General features: G+C 60.6%; 12 protein-coding genes. 6 read left to right on the forward strand and 6 right to left on the reverse strand.

Annotation, left to right across the window (positions count from 1 at the left end; genetic code table 11):
• Positions 1-222 precede the first annotated feature (222 nt).
• Complete coding sequence (locus V7773_RS08270; protein WP_336072977.1) at positions 223-747, forward strand: DUF6586 family protein; 525 nt, start codon at positions 223-225, stop codon at positions 745-747.
• A 106-nt stretch (positions 748-853) separates the two neighbouring features.
• The gene (locus V7773_RS08275; RefSeq protein ID WP_003183419.1) at positions 854-1,087 is read left to right on the forward strand and encodes a hypothetical protein; all 234 of its coding nucleotides are present in this window, start codon (positions 854-856) and stop codon (positions 1,085-1,087) included.
• Positions 1,088-1,158: 71 nt separating this feature from the next.
• Here V7773_RS08275 and sulA read toward each other — a convergent pair whose 3' ends face one another.
• Entirely contained in the window at positions 1,159-1,632 is a 474-nt protein-coding gene (gene sulA / locus V7773_RS08280) for an SOS-induced cell division inhibitor SulA (protein ID WP_063322183.1), read from the reverse strand.
• Positions 1,633-1,642: 10 nt separating this feature from the next.
• The gene (gene lexA, locus V7773_RS08285) at positions 1,643-2,251 is read right to left on the reverse strand and encodes a transcriptional repressor LexA (protein ID WP_003199651.1); all 609 of its coding nucleotides are present in this window, start codon (positions 2,249-2,251) and stop codon (positions 1,643-1,645) included.
• Between the two features lie 241 nt (positions 2,252-2,492).
• On the opposite strand from lexA, the gene V7773_RS08290 reads away from it, so the two are divergent.
• From V7773_RS08290 to V7773_RS08300, 3 genes are all read left to right on the forward strand, one after another.
• A complete protein-coding gene (locus tag V7773_RS08290) occupies positions 2,493-3,200 on the forward strand; it encodes a TetR/AcrR family transcriptional regulator (RefSeq protein ID WP_063322182.1) in 708 nt (235 codons plus the stop codon).
• A gap of 183 nt (positions 3,201-3,383) precedes the next feature.
• Complete coding sequence (nagZ, locus tag V7773_RS08295; protein ID WP_336073075.1) at positions 3,384-4,382, forward strand: beta-N-acetylhexosaminidase; 999 nt, start codon at positions 3,384-3,386, stop codon at positions 4,380-4,382.
• A 36-nt stretch (positions 4,383-4,418) separates the two neighbouring features.
• Positions 4,419-7,703 (forward strand): DEAD/DEAH box helicase, encoded by a 3,285-nt coding sequence (locus V7773_RS08300; protein ID WP_336072979.1) that lies wholly within the window; start codon positions 4,419-4,421, stop codon positions 7,701-7,703.
• An 81-nt stretch (positions 7,704-7,784) separates the two neighbouring features.
• Here V7773_RS08300 and V7773_RS08305 read toward each other — a convergent pair whose 3' ends face one another.
• Genes V7773_RS08305 through mfd form a run of 3 tightly spaced genes read right to left on the reverse strand, consistent with a single transcriptional unit; the run spans position 7,785 to position 14,516 of the window.
• Positions 7,785-10,478, reverse strand: coding sequence for a DEAD/DEAH box helicase (locus tag V7773_RS08305; RefSeq protein WP_336072980.1), 2,694 nt, complete (start codon positions 10,476-10,478; stop codon positions 7,785-7,787).
• 11 nt (positions 10,479-10,489) lie between these two features.
• Positions 10,490-11,056, reverse strand: a complete 567-nt coding sequence (locus V7773_RS08310; protein ID WP_063322179.1) for a CsiV family protein — start codon at positions 11,054-11,056, stop codon at positions 10,490-10,492.
• A gap of 10 nt (positions 11,057-11,066) precedes the next feature.
• A complete protein-coding gene (mfd, locus tag V7773_RS08315) occupies positions 11,067-14,516 on the reverse strand; it encodes a transcription-repair coupling factor (protein ID WP_063322178.1) in 3,450 nt (1,149 codons plus the stop codon).
• A gap of 168 nt (positions 14,517-14,684) precedes the next feature.
• On the opposite strand from mfd, the gene V7773_RS08320 reads away from it, so the two are divergent.
• A complete protein-coding gene (locus tag V7773_RS08320) occupies positions 14,685-16,148 on the forward strand; it encodes a glyceraldehyde-3-phosphate dehydrogenase (RefSeq protein ID WP_336072982.1) in 1,464 nt (487 codons plus the stop codon).
• 99 nt (positions 16,149-16,247) lie between these two features.
• Here V7773_RS08320 and V7773_RS08325 read toward each other — a convergent pair whose 3' ends face one another.
• A complete protein-coding gene (locus tag V7773_RS08325; protein ID WP_336072984.1) occupies positions 16,248-17,546 on the reverse strand; it encodes an MFS transporter in 1,299 nt (432 codons plus the stop codon).
• Between the last annotated feature and the right edge of the window lie 53 nt (positions 17,547-17,599).

Genomic DNA, 17,599 nt, shown 5'->3' on the forward strand with positions numbered 1-17,599 from the left:
GTCTGGAGGGTGGGGTTGAGGCTCTTGTGGCGAGGGAGCTTGCTCCCGCTGGCGGCGCAGCCACCCTCTGCAATCGCTAAATTCGCAGACCTGACAAAAAGGCCGCATGACAACCCGTAGGTTTTCATGCGGCCTTTTTGTTTTTGGCTTGCAGTGGCCTCGGTTGATCCATGACACTGTCGCACTTGCGTGAAGCTTTCATTTCGTTGGGGAGATGCCGCCATGGCCCACGAACTCTATACCCGCACCAATCAGAAAATCTATTTCGCCGGTCTGTCGCTCGAAGCGCTCACCAGGGCCGAAGACGGACGTGCGATGAATTCCCCGGCGTTGCTCCAGGCAGGACGCGAATCCGCGCTGTTTCACCTTTACGGTGCGTTGTTGGGGTTGTGCCATGAAATCGCCGGTTTCTATCGCCTGCCACAAGCGAATGCCCCGCGGGCCGAGCTGCTGTTGACCCGCGAAGTGCTGGAAACCATCGCGATTCCGGAACTGGCCGAAATGGTCGAACTGGCGCATAACCCGGAAACCTGGCTGGCGAAGCTATTGGCGGCCCATGCGGCGCTGTTCGAGCCGCCCAGGGCCCCACGCAAGCCCAAGGGGGACGTGACCCAGCCGTTGATCGTGGCGGTTAATCTGGATGAACAAGAACCCGAGTCGGAGTTGAGCCGGGAGGAGCTGGAGAGCTGGCGTCAGAACCTCAAGAGCCTGGCGATACGCTTTCGCGAAGGTTTGAACGAGTGCTGAGTTTCCCCGCGGCCCGTTACGTTCATTGATAACGCTTGGTCAAGATCCCGAGCGGAGCCTGGCCGATGACTATATAATCCTCGCCTTTCGTGGAGAACAGACTTTTATGCCTACGTCCTTTCTAGAAATTGTCGAACTTCCTGATGGCCGCATCGAGCTGCGCAGGGCTGAGGACGAGGGTTCTCTGGTTACCCTGAACTTCTCCGAAGATGCCAAGGTATTCCTCCAGGGGCAACACGTCGAAGTCGCCAAGGCGATGCTGAGCGTGGGCGTTCAGATGGCAGGTCGCCTGGTTGAAGGCGAATTCAACAAGGAAGAGGGGCCGCGGGTTCTTCATTGATCCCGTCTGTCGGCTTTTTTGAAGAGTGTGGCTGGTCGGCTTCTCTGCCTTGGAGAAGCCCCGCGTTTGTCTTAGCCCAATCGAATATTCAGACTTTGTGCGTCCCCGGTGCGGGCGGCGCTGATCAATTGTTGCCGTGCGGCGGCGGTCAATGGGTTGAGCCAGCTGACCACAGTGTGGCTACGGCCCAGGCGCAAGGCCTCGCAAGTCAACTGTTGGGCGCTTTGGGTGCCCCGCGGCTGCAACAACAGGATACGCTCACGGTTCAGGCCGGCATCCCGCAACCAGGCCTGGGTGACGCTGGCCGGTGGTGCGATCAGCGTAAGCCAGCGAGCATCCTGGTCCTGGCTGAGTTCTCGCAAGATCGGCGCCAGCAGGTTCAGGCAGTTTCCGGCCGCACCACGTAACGACAGTTCACTGAAGGCCTCGGGTTCGACGCCCCAGGGCGACTCGATGACCTCTTTCAGGACTGGAACCAGCGGTTGGGCCATGAATGCCTCGAACAGCGGAAGTTGTGTGTGTTGTGGTGTGTGAGGGAACTGCATAAAGCCTCCTTTAGCGGCGAATGACGCCGACGCTCAAGCCTTCGATGACCAGGTCCTGATCTTTCAGGTTCACTTCGATGGGGGCGAACTCCGGGTTCTCGGCAATGAGCCAGACCTTGCTGCCGTCGCGCTTGAAGCGCTTGACGGTCACTTCGTCGCCGATTCGCGCCACCACGATCTGACCATTGCGGGCTTCACGGGTGGTGTGGACGGCCAGGAGGTCACCGTCGAAGATGCCGATGTCCTTCATGCTCATGCCGTGTACACGAAGCAGGTAGTCGGCACGAGGATGGAAGAACGAAGGATTGATGTTGCAGGACTCCTCGACATGCTGCTGGGCCAGGATCGGTGCGCCTGCCGCTACCCGGCCGATGATCGGCAGGGTGGTTTCGTCGGCCTTGGCTTCGAAGCCGGGGATGCGAATGCCACGGGATGCGCCCGGGGTCATTTCGATAGCACCCTTGCGCGCCAGCGCCTTGAGGTGTTCTTCAGCCGCGTTGGGCGACTTGAAACCCAGTTCCTGGGCGATTTCCGCGCGGGTTGGCGGGTAGCCGTTGTCTTCGAGGCAGCGTTTGATGAAGGCCAGAATCTCTGCTTGGCGTGGCGTCAGCTTTAGCATATTGATCGCTCTGTCTTTTTATACAGTGACTGGGATTATATACAGTGGGCAGCGCTTGGCAATCCTCCTTTTTTCACGAGGCGCTGGACGGTCGGTCGGGCTGTTGACTGCGACATGACTACCACCCGTGAAAAGGTGTGGTTAAATACGTGACCGGGCGTTCGCAAAACGCCCCGGCAGGCTTGACAACCCCAGGGCTGAAACGTATGTTTCAAACAAGTGTTTGTCAGGCGGAGTAACCATGGCCCAGTCGGAAACCGTTGAACGCATTCTCGATGCTGCCGAGCAGTTGTTCGCGGAAAAAGGTTTCGCTGAAACCTCGTTGCGTCTGATCACCAGCAAGGCCGGGGTGAACCTGGCGGCGGTGAACTATCACTTCGGCTCGAAAAAAGCCCTGATCCAGGCCGTGTTCTCGCGGTTCCTCGGGCCGTTCTGCCTGAGCCTCGATCGCGAGCTGGAGCGCCGCCAGGCCAAGCCCGACGTAAAGCCGACCCTGGAAGAGCTGTTGGAAATCCTGGTCGAGCAAGCCCTTGTCGTGCAGCCGCGCAGCGGTAACGATCTGTCCATTTTCATGCGCCTGCTGGGCCTTGCCTTCAGCCAGAGCCAGGGGCATTTGCGGCGTTATCTTGAAGACATGTACGGCAAGGTGTTCCGCCGCTACATGTTGCTGGTCAACGAGGCGGCGCCGCGTATCCCGCCGATCGAGCTGTTCTGGCGTGTGCACTTCATGCTCGGCGCCGCGGCGTTCAGCATGTCCGGTATCAAGGCGCTGCGGGCTATCGCGGAAACCGATTTCGGCGTGAACACCTCCATCGAGCAGGTGATGCGGTTGATGGTGCCGTTCCTGGCTGCCGGCATGCGCGCCGAAACCGGCGTGACCGATGAAGCCATGGCGGCCGCGCAATTGCGCCCGCGCAGCAAATCCGCCCCGGCGCTCGCCAAGGCGTGAGAGCATGGGTGTGCGCAGCGGCCTACATCCGCTAAGCTAGCCACCCATGCCGACTCTCGTTTCTAATCCGTCTTATCCTCCCTTGCGTCACCGCGACCTGCCGGGCCTGGCTCCTGGCAACGCTGTCGTGGGTGTGTCGCCACGCGGGTTCATCTTTATCAAGGAAATTCTATGACTGCCGGCCTGCAAGGCTCGTTGATGGTGGACGTCGCCGGTACCTGGCTGACGGCCGAAGATCGCCACCTGTTGCGTCAGCCCGAAGTGGGCGGCCTGATCATTTTTGCCCGCAACATCGAACACCCACGTCAGGTGCGGGAATTGAGCGCGTCGATCCGTGCCATCCGTCCCGACCTCCTGTTGGCGGTGGATCAGGAAGGCGGCCGCGTCCAGCGCCTGCGCCAGGGGTTCGTGCGCTTGCCGGCGATGCGGGCCATCGCCGACAACCCGAACGCCGAATACCTGGCCGAGCAGTGCGGCTGGATCATGGCCGCTGAAGTGCTGGCGGTCGGTCTCGACTTGAGTTTTGCTCCGGTGCTTGACCTCGATTACCAGCGCAGCGCTGTCGTCGGCAGTCGTGCCTTCGAAGGCGACCCCGAGCGCGCGGCGTTGCTGGCCGGTGCCTTCATCCGCGGCATGAGCGCCGCCGGCATGGCCGCCACCGGCAAGCACTTCCCGGGGCATGGTTGGGCCGAGGCCGATTCCCATGTGGCGATTCCGACCGATGAGCGTAGCCTGGAGCAGATTCGCGCCAACGACCTGGTACCGTTTGCCAGGCTGAGCAAGCAACTGGCCGCCGTGATGCCGGCCCATGTCATCTATCCGCAGGTTGACGCCAATCCAGCCGGGTTTTCCCGCCGCTGGTTGCAGGACATCCTGCGTGGCGAGTTGCAATTCGAGGGCGTGATCTTCAGTGATGACCTGTCAATGGCTGGGGCGCATGTGGTCGGTGATGCCGCCAGTCGTATCGAGGCTGCCTTGACGGCCGGTTGTGACATGGGCCTGGTGTGCAATGATCGCGCGGCTGCCGAGCTCGCCTTGAGCGCCGCCCAGCGCCTGAAGGTCAAGCCTTCGGCACGGATCGCCCGCATGCGTGGCAAGGCCTACGCCTCCACTGAATACCGTCAGGACCCACGCTGGCTGGCGGCGCTTGGCGCGCTGAGGGCTGCCCAGCTGGTCGATTAAGGATTGTCCTGATATGCGTAATGATCGGCGGTACCCATGACCCAGCCAATTGAGGCGCTTCTTGAGAGTGATTGGGAAGAGTCCTTCCATCAACGTTACCTTGAGCGCGGGTTTGACTACGCCGAGAGAGCGCGAGTACGGATACTGCGGATAGATGAGCAATCGATTCACGCCGAATGCGAGGGTGGCGGCGATAATGTCTATCAGCAGGTGATCGCGCTCACTCGGGGATACGACGGCGTTCGTTACGAATGCTCGTGTCCGGTCGGTGACAGCTGCAAGCACTGCGCTGCTGTCATGTTCCATTTGATATCGGATCCGCAAGCACTGGAGGCTGGCTCCGCCAGCGAGCGCCTGAATTCTGAACTTGAAACCTGGATCAAGTGTATTCCCGAGTGGGACGCCGATTCGCTACCGAGCAAAAAAGACGCCGATGTCCGGATCTTCTACAAACTCAAGAAGTCGCACATAGGGCATTGGATTTTGGAGCTCTTCAAGGGGCGCCAGCTTGATGATGGTTCCCTGAAGGATCTGAAAGCGTTTGGCCAACTGACGGACATGCTGAATCGTTTTCCGAATTATATGTCCGACGTCGACAAGCAGATTGGCCAGTCGCTTATCAGCAGTCAGCATTATCACAGCCAGAACAGCTTTCCGTTGCAAGGTCGCCACGGCGCCGAAGTGCTGGCGCTGGCATTACAGTCCTCACGCTTGTTCCTGGATTTCGACCCGCCGCAGCCATTGGGCGCAGGTCCGCTAAAAAATGCGCAGTTTTTCTGGGCTGAGCAGGCCAATGGCAACTATCGGTCTCGGTGGCGCAGTGGCGATCAGGTACTGGATAACCTCCTGGTGCTTGAGCCGCTTCATTATCTGGATTTGTCGCGCAGGGAACTTGGCCGGTTGTCCTATGAAATGGACGACAAATTGGCCTGCCATTTATGCCGTGCGCCGGAGGTACCCGCTCGGGATGTCGTGCTTTTCAGCCATAGAATCAATGCTATCGACCTCCCTATCCCGCCGCCGAAAGAACTGACTGAGCGCATCATCGACGGTGTTGAACCGCGAGCGGTGTTGACGTTGGGAAGTGCAATCAACTTCCGGCACTGGAAATCTGTTCCAGAACATCGCGCGGCACTGACCTTTATTTATGATGGTCATATGGCGGGCGACAAAGCATCCACCGAACTATCGATTCTGTCCGGAACCGAAATTTTGCGCATTCAGCGTAAACCGGATGTCGAGCAAGCCTTTCGCACCGTTCTGCGTAAGGTTGGTTTCAAGAAAACCAGTCGCAAGAGCCTTGCGCTGGCGGACATCGGGGGTGAGCTATTTCAAATGGCGGATGACGACGCCTGGTTGGCCTTCATGGACAAAGGCCTGCCGCGATTGCGTGCCGCCAATTGGCAGATCGATATCGAAGCGGGTTTTCATTTCGATCTGCAACCGGTGGAGCAGTTGTACGCCGACATCGAGGAGTCTCCCGGTCGAGAGTGGTTCGATTTACAACTGGGCATTGTCGTTGATGGAAAACGGCACAGTCTGCTGCCGATCTTGCTTCATCTGCTTCGCTCAAGCCCGGAGATGATGGATCCGGACAACCTTGATCGGCGCGATGATGAAGAGTTGATGTTGCTCGATCTCAACGGCGGAAAGTTCGGGGCGGGTCCTGGCGTGAAGGTCGCGTTGCCATATGGGCGGGTCAAGCCGCTGATGGCAACGCTTGGTGAGTTGTACATGAAGGAGCACCGGGGCGACTCGATACGGTTGAATGCCTTTGATGCGGCCAGGTTGAATGTGCTTGAAAGCGTGCCATTGACCTGGCAAGGCGGGGAGCGGTTGCGCACGTTCGCCAAGCGATTACACGAGTCGACCCATGCTCATGTCCCGGTGCCGGCGGGGCTCAAAGCCACCCTGCGACCTTATCAGCTGGAAGGGCTCAATTGGATGCAGACTCTGCGCGAGCTGGAAGTCGGCGGCATCCTGGGCGATGACATGGGCTTGGGTAAAACCTTGCAGACCCTGGCTCACCTGCTTTGTGAGAAGCAGGCCGGGCGCCTGGATGTCCCGGCGCTTGCAGTCATGCCCACCAGTCTGATTCCCAACTGGCTCGACGAAGCGGCACGCTTCACGCCGCAGCTCAACGTCGTGGCGCTTCATGGTGCAGCCCGGCAAAAAGATTTCGCCAGCCTTGCACAGTACGACCTGGTTCTGACGACTTATGCCTTGTTGCCGCGGGATTTGGAGGTGCTGAAATCCCAGGCCTGGAGTGTGCTGATTCTCGATGAAGCGCAGAACATCAAGAATCCCACCAGCAAGGCCGCCCAGGCTGCTCGCGAACTCAATGCCCGGCAGCGCTTGTGCCTGTCCGGTACGCCCCTGGAAAATCACTTGGGCGAACTCTGGTCGCTGTTTCATTTCCTCCTGCCCGGCTGGTTGGGGGATAACAAAAGCTTCAACCGAGACTACCGGACGCCGATCGAAAAACATGGCAACAGCGAGCGAATGCACCATCTGACGGCGCGAATAAAACCGTTTCTACTGCGGCGCAAAAAGGAACAAGTCGCCACCGAACTGCCACCCAAGACTGAAATCATCCATTGGGTCGACCTCAGTGACGGGCAGCGGGATGTCTATGAAACCGTGCGCGTGGCCATGGACAAGAAAGTGCGTGACGAAATTGCTCGCAGCGGCGTGGGCCGTAGCCAGATCATCATTCTCGATGCGTTGCTTAAGTTGCGCCAGGTCTGCTGTGATTTGCGGTTGCTCAATACGGTGCAGACGGCCAAGGCGCTGCGTTCCGGTAGCAGCAAGTTGATCAGTCTGATGGAGATGCTCGAAGAGTTGCTCAGCGAAGGGCGCAAGATTCTGCTGTTTTCCCAATTCACCTCGATGCTGGTCCTGATTGAAGCGGAACTGCAAAAGCGCAGCCTGACCTATTCCTTGCTGACCGGATCCACCACGGATCGCCGCACCCCGGTGAGGGATTTTCAGAGTGGCAAGGTGTCGCTGTTTCTGATTAGCCTCAAGGCCGGCGGTACGGGGCTCAATCTGACGGCTGCCGACACGGTGATTCATTTTGATCCGTGGTGGAACCCGGCGGTGGAAAACCAGGCGACCGACCGGGCTTATCGGATCGGTCAAAACAAGCCAGTGTTCGTCTATAAATTGATTGCCCGAGGCACGGTGGAAGAGAAGATACAGGCGCTTCAGGAGGATAAGGCCGCGTTGGCGGGCAGTCTGCTGGATGGCGGCGCGACGGGTGGGTGGAAGCTTGAGCAGAGCGATATCGAAGCGTTGTTTGCACCGTTGCCCAAGGCCTGATTCGCTGGCACATTCACTGGCTATGTCGTCTGATAGTCAGCCATCGCGAGCAAGCTCAGCTCCCACAGGAAACGCTGTGAATCAGCGCTTTTCCAGTTTGTCCGGCAGCGGCGCGAACAACGCTTCGATATCGTCGCTCTGCAGTTTCCAGTCTCCGGCCACGCGTCCGTCCAGTACGCCGGCCGCGAGGTCGGATTTTTCCTTTTGCAGTAGCTGGATCTTTTCTTCCACCGTGCCCCGGGCAATCAGCTTGTAGACGAATACCGGTTTTTCCTGGCCGATGCGGTAGGCGCGGTCGGTCGCCTGGTTTTCGGTGGCCGGGTTCCACCATGGATCGTAGTGAATCACTGTGTCGGCCTCGGTCAGGTTCAGGCCTACACCACCAGCCTTCAGGCTGATCAGGAAGATCTGACGCTTGCCGCTCTGGAATTCCTTGACGGGCGTGCGCCGGTCGCGGGTCTGGCCGGTCAGGAGGGCGTAATCGACGCCGCGTTTCTTCAGCTCCTCTTCAATCAGCGCCAGCATGGACGTGAATTGGGAAAACAACAGTACCCGGCGACCTTCTTCGAACAGTTCTTCGAGCATTTCCATCAGGCTGTCGAGCTTGCCCGAGGTGCTGCCTCGGGCGGGCAGGGTGGCGTCGTTGATCAGGCGCAGGTCGCAACACACCTGGCGCAGCTTGAGCAGCGCCTCGAGAATGATGATCTGGCTGCGGGCCACGCCTTTGCGCGTGATCTCGTCGCGGACCTTCTTGTCCATCGCCAGGCGCATGGTCTCGTAGACGTCGCGCTGGGCGTCGCTGAGTTCGACCCAATGGATGATCTCGGTCTTGGGCGGCAACTCCGTCGCCACTTGCTCCTTGGTCCTGCGCAGCAGGAAAGGTTTTATCCGACCGTTGAGGTGCTGCAGTCGTACATCGCTGCCGCGCTTTTCGATCGGTACACGGTAATCGCGGTTGAAACTCTTGACGTCCCCAAGCCACCCCGGCAGCAGGAAGTGAAACAGCGACCACAATTCGCCCAGGTGGTTTTCCAACGGCGTGCCGGACAGGCACAGCCGCTGGCGGGCGTTGAGCTCGCGGGCGGCCTGGGCAGCTTTGCTGGTGGGGTTCTTGATGTACTGGGCTTCATCGAGGATCAGCACGTGCAACGGCTGCGCGGCCAGGCGCTCGACATCCTTGGGCAGCAGGGCATAGGTGGTGAGGACCAGGTCGTAATTGGCCAGTCGGTCGAAATATTTCTTGCGCCCGGCGCCGTAAAGCGCCAATACCTTGAGCTGCGGCGTGAAGTGAGCCGCCTCGTCGAGCCAGTTGGGGATCAGGCTGGTCGGCATGACGACCATGCACGGCCGGTCCAGGCGCCCGGCGTTTTTTTCGCTGAGAATGTGCGCCAGGGTCTGTAGGGTTTTGCCCAGGCCCATGTCGTCCGCAAGAATGCCGCCGACTTCCAGCTGCCTGAGCGATTGCATCCAGCTCAAGCCTTCGAGTTGATAAGGTCGCAGCGTCGCGTTCAGGCCCTCGGGCGCGATGGCGGTGTAATCCTTGATGTCCCGCAGGCGTTGCGCCAGGCCGCGAATGTGTTCGCCACCTTCCCAGGTCAAGGGCATGTCTTGCAGCGGGTTCAGGCGCAGGGCATCCGCGCTGTTGAGGCGCAGTTTGGTGGTGCCGGGCTCTTGCAGGTAAAACTCGCCCAGGGTCGCCAGCACTGGCTTCAGCCGGCCATAAGGCAGGGCCACCTGCTGCGGGCCGAACTCCGAGTTCGGGCGGTTGGGCAGGTTGACCAGGATGAGTTCGTCGTCCCGACGCCGGGCCAGGCGTTCCGGGTTGAACAATTCGATGTGCGAACGCATCAGGTTCAGCAGGATCGGCAGCAGGCTCAGGCGCTCGCCATTGACGATGATCCCCAGTTCCAGGTCGAACCAATCCCGCTCCGGCGTTTCCTCGACGGTGGCGTACCACTCGTCCACTGCCGTCAGGTCGAAGCCGAAGTCCTCGTCGATCTGCAATTCCCAGCCTTGGCTGCGCAGTTTCGGCAGGTCATTGAGGGTGAAGGTCAGCCAGGCACTGTCGTTGACCATTTCGTACAGTTCGCCGGCGCTTTCCGGCAGGGCCTTGCTTTGTCGGGTCGCGACCTTGAAGCCGAGGATTCGCAGTTGTTCGCGGTAGGACTGTTCCACATCGGTGTGGCGTTTTATCCGCAGTGTCTGGGTTTCCTGGCGAATCAGCACGTCGGTGTTGCGCTGGCCACTGACGTATTCGTCCAGGTAACTGAATGACAGTGCGGCGCGGTGTTGAATGTAGCGCTGCATCTTGCCGTTGCGCGGCTCGAAGGCGCTGAACTCGATACTGGCCAGCCACAGGCGCGGCACTGGTTGCACGTTGTCCACCAGTACTTGTGGCGGGGCCTTGGGGCTGCGGTTGTCCAGCACGGCCTGGAGCTTCTCCAGCAACTGCGCGTCTTTTTCGGCGGCCGGGTAAGCCAGGGTTTCCTGGACTTGCAGCAACACGGCCGCGCAGTGTTTGCAGTTGATGCGCACCGGGCAGGAGCACGCGGCTTCGAGCAGAATCAGCGCGCCCTTGGCTGACTCTTTAAGGCGAATGGTCTGACGGTAGACGTTACCGCCAGAGCCTTCGCAACTGGCGGTGATGGTGCTGTCGCCGGCTTCGACAATCCTGACGCGGTTTTCCAGCGCATAACGGCGCCCGCGCTCCAGGCTCTGTTCCTTGAATCGATTGACCCAGGAAGGTGCCAGGGGTTTGCTCAGGGGCGAGGGCATAGGCGCGCCACTCAGTCCGGAATGACTTCAGGTGCCTGCCGTGGCGCGGGCGCGGTCAACGAGGTGATCTTGATCAGCAGGCCAAGATGCCCGTTGTCGAGGAAGTTCAGTTGGCCATTCTTGGTATGGCTCTGCTGCTTGAGGCGCTCGCTGGAGGTGACCAGGCCATTGGCGTTGATCTGGTTGATCCAGAAATCGGCATCCACGTCGGTGAAACGGCCCAGCTTCAGTTCCAGGGTGCCCTCGATGGGGAATTGCCCGAATTGTTCGGCGCCGTCGCTGATGGCAACTTTGCGCCCCTGTTCACCGAGCGTCTGCTGCCAGGCCTTGTGCATCAATACCGTGTATTGGCCGCTGGCGGTGAGTTTCTCGACGATGTTGCCCATGGCCGGCGTGCGCTGGCTATCCGCGCCCAGGCGTTGCGCGCCGGCGTCCCAGTCTTCCGGTGCGGCACGGCTGATAATTGCCGGTTCGGCATTCTGGCGCACCAGGATCATTTCAACCTGATACAGGTCGTCGGCAAACGCCAGGGGGGCGACCAGGGTCATCAACAAGGTCAGTGAGCGGAACAGGCGCATGTGGCGTCCTTCAAGCAGTGGTCGGAGTGAGGCGCTCGAACAGCGCCTCCACGGTATTGAAACGCTCTTCCGCGCGTTCCATGGGCACCATGAATTTGAACATCGTGGCACCTTCGAACTTGTAGCGTTTGGGCTGGCCCTGGATCAACTTGATCAGCACCAGTGGATCGACCGGGGTCTGGGCCTCGAATTCGATACGCCCGCCGTTGGGGCCACCGTCGACTTTCTTGATGCCCAGTTGTTCGGCCTTGAGCTTGAGCAACGTGGTGCGCACCAGGTTCTTGGTCGGTTCCGGCAGCAGGCCGAAGCGGTCGATCATCTCCACCTGCAGGTCCTTGAGGCCTTCCTCGTCGCTGGCCGAGGCGATGCGTTTGTAGAGGATCAGCCGCGCGTGGACGTCTGGCAGGTAGTCTTCCGGGATCAGCGCCGGCACCCGCAGGTTGATTTCCGGCCCGCCGCCCAGGGGCTGGTCGAGGTTCGGCTGCTCGCCCTTGCGGATCGACTTGACCGCGCGTTCGAGCATTTCCATGTACAGGGTGAAGCCGACGGCCTGGATCTGGCCGCTCTGGCCGTCGCCGAGCAATTCGCCGGCGCCGCGGATTTCCAGGTCGTTGGTGGCCAGCACGAACCCGGCGCCCAGGTCCTGGGTATTGGCGATGGCCTCCAGGCGCTTTTCCGCATCCGGAGTGATCTGCTGGCGCGGTGGCGTCAACAGGTAGGCATAGGCCTGGTGGTGGCTGCGCCCGACCCGGCCGCGCAACTGATGCAACTGGGCCAGGCCGAATTTGTCGGCGCGCTCGATGATGATGGTGTTGGCGCTCGGCACGTCGATGCCGGTCTCGATGATGGTCGAGGCGATCAGTACGTTGAAGCGCTTGTGGTAGAAGTCGCTCATCACCTGTTCGAGTTCACGCTCGCGCATTTGCCCGTGACCGATGCCGATCCGCGCTTCCGGCACCAGTTCGGCCAGGTCGGCGGCGCACTTCTCGATGGTCTTCACGTCGTTGTGCAGGTAATAGACCTGGCCGCCACGTAGCAACTCACGCAGCAAGGCTTCCTTGACCGTGCTTTTGTTCTGCTCCATGACAAAGGTGCGCACCGACAGGCGACGGGCCGGTGGCGTGGCGATGATCGACAGGTCGCGCATGCCCGACACCGCCATGTTCAGCGTGCGCGGGATCGGCGTGGCGGTCAGGGTCAGGATGTCGACTTCGCTGCGCAGGGCCTTGAGCTGTTCTTTCTGGCGCACGCCAAAGCGGTGCTCTTCGTCGATGATCACCAGCCCCAGGCTCTTGAACTTCACGTCGTCCTGCAGCAGCTTGTGCGTACCGATGACGATGTCGATCTTGCCCTCGGCCAGGTCGGCCACCGCGGCGTTCACTTCCTTGGTGGATTTGAAACGGCTCATCACTTCCACGGTCACCGGCCAGTCGGCAAAGCGGTCGCGGAAACTGTTGTAGTGCTGCTGGGCGAGCAGGGTGGTCGGCACCAGGATCGCCACCTGCTTGCCGCCGTGCACGGCAATGAACGCGGCGCGCATCGCCACTTCGGTCTTGCCGAAGCCCACATCGCCACACACCAGCCGGTCCATCGGCTTGGGCGCGAGCATGTCGGCGCGCACGGCTTCGATGGTGGTCTGCTGGTCGACGGTTTCTTCGAACGGGAAACCGGCGCTGAAGGTTTCGTAGTCGGCTTTCGGATCGGCGAAGGCGTAACCCTCGCGGGCGGCGCGCCGAGCATAGATGTCCAGCAGTTCGGCGGCGACGTCGCGCACTTGTTCGGCGGCCTTGCGCTTGGCTTTCTGCCAGGTTTCCGAGCCCAGGCGATGCAGCGGGGCCAGGGCGTCGTCGCTGCCGGTGTAGCGGGCGATCAGGTGCAGGTTCGCCACCGGCACATAGAGCTTGGCGCCCTCGGCGTATTCCAGGGTCAGGAATTCGGCGGCCTGGTTGTCGATTTCCAGGGTCGCCAGGCCCAGGTAGCGGCCCACGCCGTGGTCGATGTGCACCACGGGCGCGCCTTCGCGCAGTTCGGTGAGGTTCTTGATGACCGCGTCGTTGGCGGCGTCGGCACGTTTCTCGCGCCGACGGCGCTGCATGACGCGCTGGCCGAACAGCGGGCTTTCCGCCACCAGGGCCAGGGCCGGGTCATCCAGGACCAGGCCATCGTTAAGCGGTGCGATGGTGATCGCCAGGCGATCCTTGCCTGCGACGAAGTCCGGCCAGCTGTCGACGGTCTTTGGTCGCAGCTTCAGGCGTTCGAGCAGCTCCAACAACACTTCACGGCGGCCGGCGGACTCGGCGGTGAACAGCACGCGACCGGGGAACGCATCGAGAAAGCCAGCCAGTGCCGCCAAGGGCTGCGTGGCCTTGGCTTCGATCGCCAGGTCCGGCAATGCCCTGGCCGGGAAGCGCTCACGGCCGACGCCGGTTTCCACGTCCTGCTGGCTCGCCACTACCCGCGGCCAGCTCTTGAGGCGGGCAAAGCAGTCTTCCACCGGCAGGAACAGCTCAGCGGGTGGTAATAAAGGACGGGAAGGATCGACGCGACGCTCTTCGTAGCGATTGCGCACATCGTTCCAGAAATTTTCCGCCGCCTGTTCGATGCCGGGCAGGGAGAACACCTGGGTGTCCTGGGGCAGGTAATCGAACAGGGTGGAGGTTTCTTCGAAAAACAGTGGCAGGTAATACTCGATGCCGGCGGGGGTGATCCCGCTGCTCAGGTCCTGGAAGATCGGGCAGCGGCGGAAATCCACGTCGAAACGTTCGCGAAAGCGTGCCTTGAAGCGGGTCACGGCGTCTTTTTGCAGCGGGAACTCCTTGGCCGGCAACAGGCGGATCGACTGCACTTTATCGATGGACCGCTGGTTTTCCGGGTCGAAGGTGCGCAGGGTCTCGATTTCGTCGTCGAACAGGTCGATGCGATAAGGCAATTTGCTGCCCATCGGGAACAGGTCGATCAAGGCGCCGCGTACCGCGAACTCGCCGTGCTCGTACACCGTGTCGACGCAGCGATAGCCACTGGCCTCAAGGCGGGTGCGCATTTGCTCGACATCGAGCTTCTGGCCGATGTCCAGCACCAGGCTGCTGCCAAGCAGGAATTGGGTCGGTGCCAGGCGATGTAGGGCCGTAGTGATCGGCACTACCAAAACGCCATGACTGAGTTCCGGCAGCCGATAAAGGCTGGCGATTCGCTGGGAAATGATGTCCTGGTGCGGTGAAAACAGATCGTAGGGCAGGGTTTCCCAGTCCGGGAAATGCAAGACCGGCAAATCCGGAGCGAAGAAACTCAGCTCCTGTTCCAGCCGCTCGGCGCTTTGGCTGTCGGCGGTCAGCAGCAGGGTGAAGCGCTTTGCAGCGCTGGCAGCCTCGGCGATGGCCAGGCTCAGGGCGGCACCGGGCAGGTTGCCCCAGTGCTGTTTACCTGCCGCGGCAGGGAGAAGCGGAAGACGCAGGACGGGCACGGAAGGTTGAGCTCCAGCGTTGCGACAAAGTCGACAATTGTAGCGGGGGAAGGGGGCTGCTGTCAGTCGCAGACTACCCAGGCAGACAGGAAAACCACGGTGCGACAGGCGCGCATTGCTCCGCCGAGGACTCGGCGGCATAATGTAGCCCCTTTTTTCAGCCCCTACATGTGGAAGGTTACCGTGACTCAGAAGCCCGACCAGTGTCTTGGTGAATGGATTGATCGTGAAGCTCTCGCAGAAGCGATGATCCCTCTCATCGGTCAGCTCTACCGCAATAACAACGTGGTGAGCTCGATCTATGGCCGCAGCCTGATCAACCAGTCTGTCATCGCGATCCTCAAAGCCCACCGCTTTGCTCGCCACCGTTCTTCCGACGACAGCGAACTCTCCGTCCACGAAACATTCCCCCTGCTCAAGGCCATGAGCGAGCTCAAGCTCGGCGCGGCTTCGGTGGACCTGGGCAAGTTGGCGTTCAAATTCCGCAGCGAAGGCAATGGCCGTAGCGCCGAGCAGTTCGTTCGTGAAGAGATGGCCGATGTGGTTGGCCAGCAGAACGCTTCGCCTCGCAAAGGCACTGATGTGGTCCTGTACGGCTTCGGTCGTATCGGCCGTCTGCTGGCACGCATCCTGATCGAAAAAACCGGTGGCGGCGACGGCCTGCGCCTGCGGGCCATCGTGGTGCGCAAAGGCGCCGAGAACGACCTGACCAAGCGCGCCAGCCTGCTGCGTCGTGATTCGGTCCATGGTTCGTTCAACGGCACCATCATCATCGATGAAGAAAACAACACCATTCTCGCCAACGGCAACCTGATCCAGGTGATCTACGCGAAGAACCCGACCGAGGTCGACTACACCCAGTACGGCATCAAGGACGCACTGCTGGTGGACAACACCGGCGTATGGCGTGATGCCGAGGGCCTGGGCCAGCACCTGGCCTGCCCGGGCATCGACCGCGTCGTGCTGACTGCGCCTGGCAAGGGCAAGCTGAAGAACATCGTTCACGGTATCAACCACGGTGAAATCACCGCTGACGACAAAATCGTCTCCGCCGCCTCCTGCACCACCAACGCCATCGTGCCGGTGCTCAAGGCTGTGAACGACAAGTTCGGCATCGTCAACGGTCACGTCGAAACGGTTCACTCGTACACCAACGACCAGAACCTGATCGACAACTTCCACAAGGGCGACCGCCGTGGCCGCAGCGCCGCGCTGAACATGGTCATCACCGAGACCGGTGCCGCCACCGCCGCTGCCAAGGCCCTGCCTGAGCTGGCTGGCAAGCTGACCGGCAACGCGATCCGTGTGCCGACGCCGAACGTGTCGATGGCCATTCTCAACCTGAACCTTGAGAAAGCCGCCACCCGTGAAGAGATGAACGAGTACCTGCGCTACATGGCGCTGCACTCCGATCTGCACAAGCAGATCGACTTCGTCAATTCCCAGGAAGTGGTCTCCACCGACTTCGTTGGTTCGCGCCATGCCGGCGTGGTCGACGCTGAAGCGACCATCGTTCAGGACAACCGCGTTGTGTTGTACGTTTGGTACGACAACGAGTTCGGTTACAGCTGCCAGGTGGTTCGCGTGATGGAAGACATGGCTGGTGTAAACCCGCCAGCATTCCCGCGCTAAGCTTTAGCCGTTTGTGAAAACGCCCCGACTTGTCGGGGCGTTTTTGTATCTGGAGGTTTTGTGTTGAGTGGCCCGGCCTCTTCGCGAGCAGGCAATCTATCAGGCGCCGCCCACCACCGAAGCTTGCGCGGTCCGCAACTCATGACGGTTGCCCTTGAACAACACCAGGGTGGCAATCAACCCCAGCACCGCCGCCCCACTGAGCCATATCCCCGGTGCGGCCTTGTTGTCGAGCACATGGATCAGGTAGGTACAGGCCGTCGGGGTAAAGCCGCCAAAGGTTGCCGTCGCCAGGCTGTAGGCCAGGGAGAAACCGGTGGTGCGCACCTCGACCGGCATGATTTCCGTCAAGGCCACGACCATTGCACCGTTGTACGATCCATACAGGAACGACAACCACAGCTCGACGATCAGCAAATGGCTGAAGCTGGGGTTCGCCACCAACCAGGACAGCGCGGGATAGGCGGTGAGGATCGCCAGGATAGTCGCGCCGAGCAGCAGGGGTTTGCGTCCGATTTTGTCGGAGAGCGCTCCCATCACCGGCAGCCAGAAAAAATTCGACAAACCGATGCAGACCGTGACCAGCAGCGCGTCCAGATCCGATAGGTTCAATTCGGCCTTGCCAAAGGTCGGTGTGTAAGCGGTGATCAGGTAGAACGACACCGTGGTCATCACCACCAGCGCCATGCCGGCCAAGACAATGCCGAAGTTCTGACCGATGGAACGGATGATTTCCGACAGGGTAGGGCGATGCTTTCTCGCCTGGAATTCAGGTGTTTCTTCCAATGAGCGACGGATCACGAATATGGCCGGCACAATCATGCACCCCATCAGGAACGGTACGCGCCAGCCCCATTCGCCCATTTCCTGGGGGCTTAGCCAATGATTGAGACCCACTCCCAGCAGGCCGGCAAACACCACGGCAGCCTGTTGGCTGGCGGATTGCCAACTGACAAAGAACCCTTTGCGCCCCGGCGTTGAGATTTCCGCCAGGTAAACTGACACGCCGCCCAGTTCCACACCGGCGGAGAAGCCTTGCAGCAATCGGCCCAGCAGCACCAGCAAGGGGGCCGCCACGCCCAGGGTGGCGTAGCCCGGCACGCACGCGATCAGGAGGGTGCCCATGGCCATCATCGCCAGGGTGATGATCAAGCCTTGGCGACGGCCGTGGCGGTCGATGTAGGCGCCGAGAAAAATCGCTCCGAGGGGGCGCATCAGGAACCCGGCACCAAACGTGGCCAGGGACAGCATCAGCGAGGCGAATGCACTGTCGGCGGGGAAGAACGTCTTGGCGATGGCCGTGGCGTAGAAGCCATAGACCATGAAGTCGAACATCTCCAGGAAGTTGCCGCTGACAACGCGAAAAATCGCCTTGCCGTTGCTCGTTTGGGAAGACATGTGTAGGTACTCACTCTGGCAAATCTTGTATGGAGGCACTGCGTCCCCAGTGG

Origin of the sequence: Pseudomonas sp. 3JA, from assembly GCF_036961705.1 — a bacterium.
GTDB classification, from domain to species: domain Bacteria; phylum Pseudomonadota; class Gammaproteobacteria; order Pseudomonadales; family Pseudomonadaceae; genus Aquipseudomonas; species Aquipseudomonas fluorescens_Q.